At 73.5% G+C, this 12,049-nt stretch carries 12 protein-coding genes; 7 read left to right on the forward strand and 5 right to left on the reverse strand.

Annotated elements, in window-relative coordinates; translation table 11 throughout:
• Positions 1-384: 384 nt before the first annotated feature.
• On the forward strand, positions 385-1,533 hold the full coding sequence (locus RNC47_RS31230; RefSeq protein WP_311603626.1) for an alpha/beta hydrolase: 1,149 nt from the start codon (positions 385-387) through the stop codon (positions 1,531-1,533).
• A 74-nt stretch (positions 1,534-1,607) separates the two neighbouring features.
• Positions 1,608-2,480, forward strand: a complete 873-nt coding sequence (locus tag RNC47_RS31235) for a DUF4429 domain-containing protein (protein ID WP_311603628.1) — start codon at positions 1,608-1,610, stop codon at positions 2,478-2,480.
• An 81-nt stretch (positions 2,481-2,561) separates the two neighbouring features.
• Here RNC47_RS31235 and RNC47_RS31240 read toward each other — a convergent pair whose 3' ends face one another.
• Positions 2,562-3,581, reverse strand: a complete 1,020-nt coding sequence (locus RNC47_RS31240) for an aldo/keto reductase (RefSeq protein WP_311603630.1) — start codon at positions 3,579-3,581, stop codon at positions 2,562-2,564.
• A complete protein-coding gene (locus RNC47_RS31245) occupies positions 3,578-4,081 on the reverse strand; it encodes a MerR family transcriptional regulator (protein WP_311603632.1) in 504 nt (167 codons plus the stop codon). The genes RNC47_RS31240 and RNC47_RS31245 overlap by 4 nt, the downstream gene beginning before the upstream one ends.
• A gap of 161 nt (positions 4,082-4,242) precedes the next feature.
• Between RNC47_RS31245 and RNC47_RS31250 the strand changes: the two genes are divergently transcribed.
• Positions 4,243-5,061, forward strand: coding sequence for a serine hydrolase domain-containing protein (locus tag RNC47_RS31250; protein ID WP_311603634.1), 819 nt, complete (start codon positions 4,243-4,245; stop codon positions 5,059-5,061).
• A gap of 12 nt (positions 5,062-5,073) precedes the next feature.
• Here RNC47_RS31250 and RNC47_RS31255 read toward each other — a convergent pair whose 3' ends face one another.
• The 3 genes from RNC47_RS31255 to RNC47_RS31265 form a co-directional block, all read right to left on the reverse strand.
• Entirely contained in the window at positions 5,074-5,712 is a 639-nt protein-coding gene (locus RNC47_RS31255) for a class I SAM-dependent DNA methyltransferase (protein WP_311603636.1), read from the reverse strand.
• A 185-nt stretch (positions 5,713-5,897) separates the two neighbouring features.
• On the reverse strand, positions 5,898-7,523 hold the full coding sequence (locus RNC47_RS31260; RefSeq protein ID WP_311603637.1) for a hypothetical protein: 1,626 nt from the start codon (positions 7,521-7,523) through the stop codon (positions 5,898-5,900).
• A 123-nt stretch (positions 7,524-7,646) separates the two neighbouring features.
• Positions 7,647-8,315 carry a pirin family protein gene (locus RNC47_RS31265; RefSeq protein WP_311603639.1) on the reverse strand — a complete coding sequence of 223 codons (669 nt, stop codon included), beginning with the start codon at positions 8,313-8,315 and terminating at the stop codon, positions 7,647-7,649.
• Positions 8,316-8,420: 105 nt separating this feature from the next.
• On the opposite strand from RNC47_RS31265, the gene RNC47_RS31270 reads away from it, so the two are divergent.
• The 4 genes from RNC47_RS31270 to RNC47_RS31285 all read left to right on the forward strand — a co-directional run bounded on the left by RNC47_RS31270 (position 8,421) and on the right by RNC47_RS31285 (position 12,039).
• Entirely contained in the window at positions 8,421-9,608 is a 1,188-nt protein-coding gene (locus RNC47_RS31270) for a PucR family transcriptional regulator (protein ID WP_311603667.1), read from the forward strand.
• 102 nt (positions 9,609-9,710) lie between these two features.
• A complete protein-coding gene (locus RNC47_RS31275; RefSeq protein ID WP_311603640.1) occupies positions 9,711-10,673 on the forward strand; it encodes an ACP S-malonyltransferase in 963 nt (320 codons plus the stop codon).
• Positions 10,674-10,684: 11 nt separating this feature from the next.
• Complete coding sequence (locus RNC47_RS31280) at positions 10,685-11,716, forward strand: ketoacyl-ACP synthase III (RefSeq protein ID WP_311603642.1); 1,032 nt, start codon at positions 10,685-10,687, stop codon at positions 11,714-11,716.
• A gap of 74 nt (positions 11,717-11,790) precedes the next feature.
• Positions 11,791-12,039, forward strand: a complete 249-nt coding sequence (locus RNC47_RS31285) for an acyl carrier protein (RefSeq protein ID WP_311603644.1) — start codon at positions 11,791-11,793, stop codon at positions 12,037-12,039.
• Positions 12,040-12,049: the final 10 nt, after the last annotated feature.

Consider the following 12,049-nt stretch of genomic DNA (forward strand, 5'->3'; position numbering starts at 1 on the left):
GTTCGGCCCGCCCCTTTTCGCGCGCTTCGCGCGGGGGGCGGGCCGAACCGCGCTCCGCGCGGTGCACGGCCCGCCAGGGCCGAGGGCCCGCGGCGGCTGCGCCGCCGGGCCACGCGGCCCGTGCCGCGCGAGGCCACCCGCCAAGGGCGGGTGGGTGGGCGCGGCACCGCACGGCCGCCAGGCCCGACCTCGGCGGCTGCGCCGCCTGGTCGGGCCGGCCGGCCGGTGGCCAAGGCACAGCGCCCAGCGAAACCGCAGGGGGGCCGCCGAGTGGTCCCGCGCGACCCGTATGATGGCGTGGCAGTGCTGAAATTTCGTCCCGTTCCACGCCCTAAGTCCGGTCTTCTGCCGACCACCGTCCGGCGCGTTCTGCTGCCGCTGGCGGTGGTGTTCGTTGTGCTGGTGACCGCCGGTTGGCTCTCCAGTCGCGCCGAGCCCCCGCCCGACGTGTTCGAGCAGGAGGTGAGCGCCTGGGAGCGCGGTCACGTCGCCGGCGAGCCGTTGCCCGAGCCGGACGCTTCGCCGGACCGGGTGGCCGACTTCTTCGCCGGGCTCACCGTCGCCCAGCAGCGGCGCCTCGCCGAGCGGTATCCGCTGGTCGTGGGCAACCTGTCGGGCGCCCCCGTCCAGCTGCGCTACGAGGCCAACCGGCACGCGCTCGCCGAGGCCGTGGCGGCGGAGCGGGCCAGGATGACCGACGAGCGGCTCTCCCCCGCCGGGCAGCAGGAGGCCGGGCGTCGGATGCACCGGTTCGAGTCGATGCTGGCCGAGGGCCGGCAGATCCTCTCCTTCGACCCGACGGGCCGCGGCCGGGCCGCCGAGGTGATGGGGGACCTGGAGACGGCGGACCGGATCTCCGTCGTGGTGCCCGGCGTCGACTCCGGGCTGCTGAACTTCGAGCGCACCGCCCGCAGGTACTCGGCCCCGGTCGGCATGGCCGAGGCGCTGTACGAGGAGGAGCGCGCCATCGGCGGCGCGTCCACGGCCGTGATCGCCTGGGCCGACTACGACTCGCCGCCCACCATCGCCATGTCGGCGGCCACCGCCGAGCTCGCCACGGCCGGCGCCGACCGGCTGGTCGACGCGGTCGGCGCCCTGCCGGGCGAGGCGCCGGTGGCGCTGTTCTGCCACTCCTACGGCTCGGTGGTGTGCGGGGTGGCGGCCGCCGAGCTGCCGGGGCGGGTGAGCGACATCGCCGTGGCCGGCAGCCCGGGTATGCGTGCCTCGGGCGTCGCTGACCTGGACACCTCGGCCCGGGTCTGGGCGATAAGGGCGGACGACGACTGGATCGAGGACGTGCCGCACATGGAGATCGGCCCGATCGGCTTCGGCCAAGACCCGGTCACCCCCGCGTTCGGGGCGCGGCTGCTGGACGCCGGTGACGCCGAGGGGCACAGCGGCTACTTCTCCCCCGGCGAGGCGAGCCTCACCAACCTGGCGCGGATCGGGGCCGGCGTCGTGGACGACGTGACGTGCGCCCCCGGGGTGCGGTCATGCGCCCCGGTCGACCCCTGTGCCGCTCACGCCACATGACCGACGGATTGTGACAGGAACACACCCATCCGAGGGAAGTCATTTCGTCAGTCCCGGCGCATACGATGACCCGCATGGGTGATGTGCTGGCCGGAATCCACTCCACATGGGAGTTCGACACCGACTCCGTGCTCATCCGCTTCGAACGGGGAATGCGCACACCGAAGCTCTTCCAGGTGCTCGGCGAGCGCCGTATCCCCTACGAGGCGTTGAGCTCGGTGGACCTGATGCCCGGACCGCGCAAGGGCACGGTGGTGCTCCACGCGGTCCCGCGGCTCGGGGCCGATCCACTGCTCGACGCCGCCGCGGGACAGCTACGCGCGTCCGCCGACCCGTACCGGCTGCTGCTGCCGGTGGAGCGCGAGACCCTCGCCGACTACTACGCCACCGAGCTGCGCTCGGCGCTCGGCCCGCGCGCCGACGAGGCGGCCGACGAGTACCTGGTGCCGGCCCCGGCGGCCCCCCTGCAGTTCAAGGCGTACGACGGGAAGGTCTCGTTCGACGGCTCCGTCGTCTCGTTCCGCTGGTTCTGGACGGGCGCGTCGTCCGCCAAGTGGAAGGCCGGTGACCAGTCGTTCCAGGTGGCGGAGCTGGCCGAGGTGGAGTGGCGCTCGCCCGAGATAGCCGGTGGCCATCTGCGGCTGCGGCGGCGCGGCAAGGACGGCAAGCCGGTGGACGGGGAGGGGCCGGCCGACCAGGATCCGGCGGCCGTGGTCTTCGGCCTCGGCTACGGCCTGGTCCACGAGTCGCTGCCGCTGGCCGCGGCCGTCCTCGAGGCGGTGCGGGCGGCCGAGCCGGCGGGGTCCGTTCCGGCCCCCCGCAACCACCGGGCCGACCCCAAGGACATCGCGGACCGCATCCGTCACCTCGGCGAGCTGCACTCGGCCGGCCTGCTGACGGACAAGGAGTTCACCTCGAAGAAGACGGAGCTCCTGGCCGAGCTGTGACCCGTTCCGCGCCCACGTCCACGGCCCCCCGGCGGTTGCCGGGGGGCCGTGGACGTGGTGCTGGGGTCGCTCGGTCGTCGCTCAGTCGCGGGAGGCGGAGCTGAAGGTCATGTCGGCGTAGCGGTCGCCCGCCACCTTGTCGGCGAGGGCGTCGAGCGCGGCCGTCTCCTCGGCCGTCAGGGTGATCCTGGTCGCCGCCGTGTTCTCCTCCACCCGGGCCCGCCGCCGGGTGCCGGGGATGGGGACGACCGGCAGCCCCCAGACCTCCGCCCGCTGCTGCACCCAGGCCAGGGCGATCTGGCCCGGCGTCGCGTCGTGCGCGGCCGCGACGGACCGCACCTCCTCCACGAGCGCGCGGTTGGCGACCGCGTTCTCGCCGACGAACCGGGGCTGCTGCCGCCGGAAGTCGTCGGCGCCGAGCTCCTTGGTGGCGTCGGTGAAGGAGCCGGTCAGGAAGCCGCGGCCGAGCGGCGAGTAGGGGACGAAGGCCACGCCGAGGTCGCGCGCCGCCGGGACCGCCGAGCGCTCCACGTCGCGGGAGAACAGCGACCACTCGGACTGCACCGCCGCGATGGGGTGGACGGCGTGCGCGGCCCGCAGCTCGGCGCCGGTGACCTCGCTGAGGCCGAGCCAGCGCACCTTGCCCTCGGTGACGAGCTCGGCCATGGCGCCCACGGTCTCCTCGATGGGCACGTCGGGGGCCTTGCGGTGCATGTAGTAGACGTCGATGACGTCGACGTCGAGCCGCCGCAGGCTGGCCTCGACGGCCTCCCGGATGTACGGGGGGTCGTTGCGGATGAGCCGCCTGGTGGGGTCGGCGGGGTCCAGCTGGAGCGCGAACTTGGTGGCGATGGTGACCTCGTCACGGTGCGCGCGGAAGAACGGCGAGAGGAACCGCTCGTTCTCGCCGACGCCGTAGAAGTCGGCCGTGTCGTAGAAGGTGACGCCGAGTTCGAGCGCGCGGTCGAGCGTGGCGCGCGCCTCGTCCTCGTCCGTCGGCCCGTAGGCGAAGCTCATGCCCATGCAGCCCAGGCCCTGGACGCCGACCTCGGGACCGCCTTCGCCCAGGCGTACGGATTCGATGGTGGTGGTGTCGCTCATGCGGGGTGTAGCGCCCTTTCCGATACCGCGGTGGCCTCCGCGTAGAAGTCAATCTTGAAGTTGAGCACGGCGAGAGTGTCCCGCAACTCGGCGATCCGCGCCTGCACGCTCTCCCTCGTGGCACACAGCAGCGCGCGCCGTTCGTCGAAGGTGTGCTCGCCCGCCCGGACGAGCTCGGCGTAGCGCACCATGTCGGCCACCGCCATCCCGGTGAGCCTGAGCTTGCCGACGAAGGCGAGCCAGTCCAGGTCGCGGTTGGTGTAGCGCCGTTGGCCGGTGTGCGAGCGGTCGATGTGTGGCATCAGGCCGATGCGCTCGTACCAGCGCAGGGTGTGCGCGGTGAGCCCGGTGTGGGCCGCCACCTCGCTGATGGTGTAGCGGTCCTGCCCGTCCGGCCGCGGATGCGGGCGCTCCACGGAGACGCAGCTGTCATCGCGGACGGCGTCGTCGACGCGCTCGTCGCCAGGACCTGGTGATGTCAGTCGCTGGGTCGGGGTCATACCGAAACGCTATGTTCTTGGAGTGCGCTCCAAGCAAGCCTCGACCGAGAAAACCGGAAAACCTCGCTCCACTCTTCACACTGTGGGGCCGCTCGCCTACAGCGCGTCCAACGCCCCCGGCCGGAACCGGCGTCCACGGCCTGGGCGATAGTCTCGGCAGCATGCGAAGCCTGGAGTTGATCGACGCCTGGCCGGTGGGGACGGCGGCGGCCGGCGTGGTCACCGCGGACGGCCGGCGCGCGGCGCGCGGCCCGGTGGACCGCCCGTTCCCGCTCGCCTCCGTCACCAAGCCGCTGGCAGCCTACGCGGTGCTGATCGCCGTCGAGGAGGGCGCCATCGAGCTGGACGAGCCGGCGGGCCCGCCCGGGTCCACGGTCCGCCACCTGCTGGCGCACGCCTCCGGGCTCGCGTTCGACGAGCACCGGGTGATGGCCGAGCCCGGCACCCGCCGGCTCTACTCCAACGCCGGTTTCGAGGTGCTCGGCGACCATGTCGCCAAGGCCACCGACATGGCGTTCGCCGAGTACCTGCGCCAGGCGGTGTTCGAGCCGCTCGGCATGGCCGCCACCGAGCTGACCGGCTCCCCCGCCTGGGGCGCCACCTCCACGGTCGACGACCTCATACGCTTCGCCGCCGAGCTGCTGGCCCCGCGGCTGCTGGCGCCGGAGACCCTGGCCGAGGCCACCTCCGTGGTCTTCCCCGGGCTCGCCGGCGTCCTGCCCGGCTTCGGCCACCAGCGCCCCAACGACTGGGGGCTGGGCTTCTCGATCCGCGACCACAAGTCCCCGCACTGGACGGGCGCCACCTCCTCGCCGGCCACCTTCGGCCACTTCGGCCAGTCCGGCACCTTCCTGTGGGTCGACCCGGCCGCCGCGGCCGCCTGTGTGGCCCTCACCGACCGCCAGTTCGGCCCCTGGGCCGCCGAGGTCTGGCCCCCCTTCACGGACGCGGTGCTCGCCGAGCTCACACCGAACGGCTGAGCGGCCCGGCGGCTAGCCGGCGCGGGCCAGCAGGCGGGCCTGCGGCACCCGGGCCGACAGGTCACGCACCACGTGCGTCTCCACGACGAACCCGGCCTCGGCCAGCAGCGCGGCGACCCCCTCGACCGGCAGCCAGTAGATGTCGAGCGCGATGCCCTCGTGGCCGTAGCCCTCGGTCCTGTGGTGCCGCCGGTCCCCGACGTGGAAGGCCAGCTGGAGCCAGCCACCGGGCCGCAGCACCCGGTGGAGGTCGGCGAACGCCGCCGGCAGCCGCCCCGGGGGCAGGTGGATGATCGAGTACCAGGCGAGCAGCCCGGCGAGCGAGCCGTCCGGCAGGTCGAGGTCCGGCATCGCCCCCTCCGTGAAGCTGATCCCCGGGTGGTCGCGGCGGGCCACGGCCAGCATCCCGGGTGACGGGTCGATGCCGGACACCTCAAGTCCGAGGCCGGCCAGATATCCGGTCACCCGGCCCGTTCCACAGCCCACCTCGACCACCGGCCCGCCGCCCGAGGCCCCGACACGGGAGGCGAAGTCCCCGAGGAGCGCGCAGTCGATCGGGTCGTCGGCGATCGGCGGCACGAACGCGTCGTAGGCGGCGGCCACGGTGTCATAGCTGGTGCGGGTGCCGGTCAGGGCAGCGTCATCGGTCATGGAGCGGCACCGTAGCCGCCCGGTCCGACAGCGGGCGGCCACGGGGCGTTCACCCGTGTCGCGCCACCGGTCATTTCCTCTTCCCGTCCCAACGCGCCGAGCGCAACGAGCGGTACGTCGAGATCGACCCCGAACGGTTCGCCCGCTTCGCGGACCCGGGCTTCGGCCCGCTGCGCGGCTGAGGTTCAGGCGTCGGTGCCCGGGTCGTCGAGCCAGGGTCCGCCCAGGTCGTCCTCCGTGATGTAGGAGCAGTAGGTGTAGACGTAGTCGGGGTCGAGCTGGTCGCTCTCGGCCAGCTCGCGGGTCGGCTCGTCGGGCGAGCTGTGCAGGAAGTAGTAGTCGCCGGCGGGGAGTTCGACCGTGACGGTCGGGTAGTCCAGGTCGGCGGAGCAGGCCGCGTCGCCCGGGTCGTCCGGGTAGACCTCGCAGCCGTCGCAGCCGTCCAGGGTGCGGGACCCGGTCAGCGGGCCGGTGAACAGGAACTCCAGGGCGTACGGCGAGTCGTTGCGGAGCTCCAGCGTCACCGAACCCCCGCCCGCGGTGCCGGGCTCGGGCGGCAGCTCGGCGCCGGCCCCGGGGAGGTGGGCCGCTATCCGGGCGGCGATCAGGATGTCGCCGGCCCGCTCCGCGCGCCGGTGGTCGGGGTGGTCCTCGACCAGCTCGCCGAGCACGCCGTCCGCCTCGCCGAACCGCCCGGCGGTGAAGTGGTCCGTGCCGCACCGGTAGAGGCCCTCCGGCACGGTCGCCGCGCCCTCCTCGGCGAGCGTGGTGAACTCGGGTCCTGGGAGCCGGCCGAACAGGCCGTTGAGCGAGCGCAGCCGGGTCAGCGCCTGGCACGGCTCGGCCCCGCCGATGGCGTCGGTGGCCGCGGCCTGCAACTCGCCGAGCTCGCCGGGCAGCGCACCCGCGTACTCGGAGTCCGGAAACTCCGCGAGCAGTTCGGCGAGCGGCACCTCAGCGGAGCGCGCGCCGGCCTCCGCGGCGAGCCCCAGGCCGCAGCCGTGCAGCGGCTCCGGCAGGTCCTCCCCGGCCCGGCCGGCCAGCCGCCGCGCCTCGGTGTCGTCCAGCTCCTCGGGCAGCGCCCGGAAGAACCGCAGCGGGTCGAGGGCGGCGCACCGGTCGCCGCCGGAGCCCCCGGCGGTGGCCCGCTCATAGAGGGAGTCGAGCCGCCCCGGCACCTCGCCGGCCGCCTCCGTGTCCGGGTGGGCGGCGCGCACCGCCAGGTACTCGTCGAGGGCCGAGCGGTAGCCGGGCTCCGCGTCCGCGAAGTCGGCCGCGGCCACCGCCTCCGCCACCAGCCGGTCGGCGGCGGCCAGCCGGTCGCCGAGGTCGCTCTCCAGGGCCCGCCGCTGGGCGTCCGCGAAGGACACGACGCCGGCGACCGGCAGCGCGAGCAGCAGCACGCCCGCCGATGCCGGCACCCAGGCGAGGCGCGGGCCACCCAGCGTGGGGGGCCGGCCAAGACGCCAGCCGTCGACCGCCGTGAGCAGCGCGAGACCCGCGTAGAGCGCGGGCCACGCCCCGGGAACGCCCTCCGCCGTGGCCGGCAGCGCGGCCCACAGCAGCGCGGCGGTGGCCGTCAGGCTCGGCAGGGCGCGGAGCCACCGCCGCAGGTAGAGGTAGCCGAGGCCGAGGCCACCGAGGTTGAGCAGCGCGGCGGTGAACGCGATCCGCCCGTCCCTCGGCACCCCGACCGTCGGCGGGCGCCCGGGCGGCGGCGGCACGGGAGGCGGCGCGTCGAACGTCGGCGGTGACGCCGCCGGGGGCGGGGTGGCCGCCGGGGTCGCTTCGTCGCGGTCTTCGTCGCTCACGTCGATCTCCCCGGGGTGGGTTCTGGTACGGAGGTGATGCCCCGTCATGAGTGTGCGTCACCCCACTGACAGTGAGCGGCCGTGCGTCGGTTCCCCCGGCCTCGGGCGGATTTCGGCCGATTCTCAGCCGGACAGCTCCCAGAGCAGCAACTCGGCATCGCCGGCGGCCCGCGCCGCCGGCTCCCCCGCCCCGGACAGCCGGGCCGCGTCCCCGGCCGTCAGCGCCACCGCGGGCCCGACGCCGGTCAACTCGACGGCGCCGCTCGCCACATGGAGGTAGCCGGGGCGGCCGCCCGCGACCACCGCCCGCTCGCCGGCGCGCAGCCGCCGCACCCGCAGCACGGCCGGCGTGCGGGGCAGCGCGTAGGGAACGCCGTCCCCGAGGCCGCGCACCACGTCGTAGGCCGGCTCGCCACCGGGCTCGGTGGGGATCAGCCACATCTGGAGAAAGCGCAGCGGTTCGGGACCGGCGTTGCGTTCCACGTGCCGCACGCCGGCGCCGGCCGTCAGCCGCTGCAGGTCGCCGGGGCGCACCACGGTGGTCGTGCCGTCCTCGTCCTCGTGCGTGAGCTCGCCCGACAGCACCCAGCTGACGATCTCGACGTCCCGGTGCGGATGGGCGGGGAAGCCGGCGCCGGGCGCGAGCCGCTCCTCGTTGCAGGCGGTCAGCGGCCCGAAGCGGACGTTCTCCGGGTCGTAGAAGCCGGCGAAGGAGAAAGCGTGCCTGGTGTCGATGCCGGCGGCCGGATCACCGCCTCGATAGCGGTCGGCGGCCCGCGTCACCCGAAGCATGCGCCTACGGTATCCGTCCGTGAACCCGTCGCGCGGTGGTGACCCCCGCCTGGTATGAGTGGGTGGGAAATGAGGCAGGCTGGTCCCGTGTCCGATGCCGATGAGATGGCCGAAGCTGAGAAGGCCGATGAGAAGAAGGCGCACCTCGCGACCGTGCGCCGCCTCGAGCAGTCCTCGGGAAAGCTGGCCGCCGCCGCGATCGCGCGGATGGACGAGCAGTTGTCCTGGTACCGCGCGATGCCGCCGGAGAACCGCTCCTGGATCGGCCTGGTCGCCCAGGCTGGCATCGCGGCGTTCATCGAGTGGTTCCGGCACCCGGACACTCCACAGGCGATCAGCACCGACGTCTTCGGCACCGCGCCGCGCGAGCTGACCAGGGCGATCACGCTGCGCCAGACCGTGGAGCTGGTGCGCACCACCATCGAGGTGGTGGAGTCCGCCGTCGACGAGCTGGCGCCGCCCGGCGGGGAGTCGGCGCTGACCAACGCGCTGCTGGTGTACTCGCGGGAGATCGCCTTCGCCACCGCCCAGGTGTACGCGCAGGCCGCCGAGGCGCGCGGCGCCTGGGACGCGCGCCTGGAGTCCCTGGTGGTGAACGCGGTGGTGTCGGGCGAGGCGGACGAGAGCGACGTGTCCAGGGCGGCGGCCCTGGGGTGGAGCTCGCCCGACCACGTGACGGTCGTGCTCGGCAGCGCGCCCAACGGCGACAGCGAGCTGACCGTGGAGGCGATCCGGCGGGCCGCGCGGTACGCCAAGCTCCAGGTGCTGACCGGGGTGCTCGGCAAGCGCCTGGTGGTGATCGCGGGCGGCAGCGACGACCCGGTCGCCGCCGCCAAGTCGCTGATCGGCCCGTTCGCCTCGGGCCCCGTGGTGGCCGGGCCCGTGGTGGGCGACCTGCTGGCGGCGACCCGCTCCGCGCAGGCGGCGGCCGCCGGCCTGCGGGCCTGCGCGGCCTGGCCCGACGCGCCCCGCCCGGTCCTCGCGGACGATCTGCTGCCGGAGCGCGCCATGGCGGGCGACCCGGCGGCCCGCCGGCTGTTGGTGGAGGAGATCTACAGACCGCTGCAGGAGGCCGGTTCCGCGCTGCTGGAGACGCTCAGTGTCTATCTGGAACAGGCCAGCAGTCTCGAGGGCGCGGCGCGGATGCTTTTTGTGCATCCCAACACCGTCCGGTACCGCCTGAGACGTGTGACTGATGTCACCGGATGGCCCCCTTCCGATGTCCGCTCGGCCTTCACCCTGCGCGTCGCGCTGATGCTCGGGCGGCTCGCCGACGCCGAGTCACGCGCCTGACCTTCACCCACCTGGCTTTGTACGGGAGCTACAAATCCCTCGACTGTTCTTCGTTCTTGCCCCCACCGGCGGTCGACCCGGTGCCCGGGAGAGAGTGAGAGGGTGCTTGTACTCGTCGCTCCCGGCCAGGGTGCCCAGACGCCCGGCTTCCTGAATCCGTGGCTCGAACTCCCGGGCGTCTCCGACCGCCTCGGCTCCTGGTCGGAGACCGCGGGGCTCGACCTCGTCCACCACGGCACCGTGGCCGACGCGGAGGAGATCCGCGACACCGCCGTGGCCCAGCCCCTGTTGGTGACCGGCGCGCTGCTGTCGGCGGCCGCGCTCTTCGACGGCGACCCGGCGGGCCCGACGGCCTCGGTGGGCGCCGTCGCCGGGCACAGCGTCGGCGAGCTGCCGGCCGCCGCGATCGCGGGGGTCCTCACCGAGGAGGAGACCATCGCGCTGGTGCGGCAGCGCGCGACGGCGATGGCCGAGGCCGCGGCCGTCACCGAGACCGGCATGTCCGCGGTGCTCGGCGGCGACCCGGAGGAGGTCGCCGACCACCTCGCCCGCCTCGGTCTCACCGCGGCCAACAACAACGGCGGCGGCCAGGTGGTCGCGGCCGGTACCCTCGAACAGCTGGCGGCGCTCGCCGCCGACAAGCCGGCCAAGGCCCGCGTGGTCGCGCTCAAGGTGGCCGGCGCCTTCCACACCGAGCACATGGCGCCCGCGGTCGACGCCATGCGCACGGCGGCCAAGGGACTGAACCCCAGGGATCCGGGCATCCGTTTCGTATCCAACGCCGACGGCGAGGTCGTCGCCGACGGCCAGGAGATCGTGCGTCGCCTGGTGACCCAGGTGTCCAACCCGGTCCGCTGGGACCTGTGCGTGGAGACGTTCCAGCGGCTGGGCGTCACCGCCCTGATCGAGCTGTGCCCGGGCGGTACGCTCGCTGGTCTGGCCAAGCGCAACCTCCCCGGGGTGGAGCGCGTGGCCATCAAGAGCCCGAACGATCTCGACGCGGCCCGCGAGCTGATCGCCGCCCACCGCACGGCATCCGCACCTGCCGCAGAAGCCGCCGAATAGGAGCAGTGGACATGGCCACACTGAGGGTCGGGAAGGGTGCGCCCTACGCCCGTGTCATGGGGGTGGGCGGCTACCGGCCGACGAGGGTCGTCCCCAACGAGGAGATCCTGAAGTACATAGATTCCTCCGACGAGTGGATCCGCTCGCGCTCCGGGATCGTGACCCGGCACTGGGCGGACGACGACGAGACGGTCGCCGAGATGGCGCTCGCCGCCTCGGGCAAGGCCATCGCCGACGCCGGCATCACCGCCGAGCAGATCGACGCCGTCGTCGTCTCCACCGTCTCGCACTTCCTGCAGACGCCCTCGGTGGCCACCGTGATCGCCCACCGGCTCGGGGCCGGCAAGCCGGCCGCCTTCGACATCTCGGCGGCCTGCGCCGGCTTCGGCTACGGCCTGACCGTCGGCAAGGGCCTGATCGTCGACGGCAGCGCGGAGCACGTGCTGGTGATCGGCGTGGAGCGGCTGTCCGACCTCACCGACAAGGAGGACCGCTCCACCGCGTTCCTCTTCGGCGACGGCGCCGGCGCCGTGGTGCTCGGCCCCTCCCAGGAGCCGGCGATGGGCCCCACGGTCTGGGGCTCGGAGGGCGACAAGGCCGACGTCATCGCGCAGACCGTGCCCTGGGACCGCTTCCGGGTGGGCGATCTCGACGGCCTGCCGGTGGACGCCGCGGGGAAGGTGAAGTTCCCCGCGCTGCGCCAGGAGGGCCAGACGGTCTTCCGCTGGGCGGTCTTCGAGATGGCCAAGGTCGCCCAGCAGGCACTGGACGCCGCCGGGATCACCGCGGCCGATCTGGACGTCTTCATTCCGCATCAGGCCAACATGCGGATCATCGACTCGATGGTGAAGACCCTCAAGCTGCCGGAACATGTCGCGGTCGCGCGTGACATCGAGACCACCGGCAACACGTCCGCCGCCTCCATCCCGCTCGCCATGGAGCGGATGCTGGCGACGGGGCAGGCGAAGAGCGGGGACACCGCCCTCGTCATCGGCTTCGGGGCGGGTCTGGTCTACGCCGCGACGGTCGTTACCCTCCCCTAAGCAAGGTCCGAACGGATCCCTCCCGGATCACCACCCAGCGGTACCCCACCGCAACACACTGAAGGAGCGCCGCAATGGCTGCCACCAAGGAAGAGATCATCAAGGGTCTCGCCGAGATCGTCAACGAGATCGCCGGCATCCCCACCGAGGAGGTGACGGAGGACAAGTCGTTCACCGACGACCTCGACGTCGACTCGCTGTCCATGGTCGAGGTGGTCGTCGCCGCTGAGGAGCGCTTCAGCGTCAAGATCCCGGACGACGACGTCAAGGGCCTGAAGACGGTCGGCGACGCCGTCACCTACATCTTCGACCACCAGAGCTGACCTGACCGTA

It is taken from the genome of Streptomyces millisiae (assembly GCF_031845425.1).
Lineage (GTDB): Bacteria > Actinomycetota > Actinomycetes > Streptomycetales > Streptomycetaceae > Streptomyces > Streptomyces millisiae.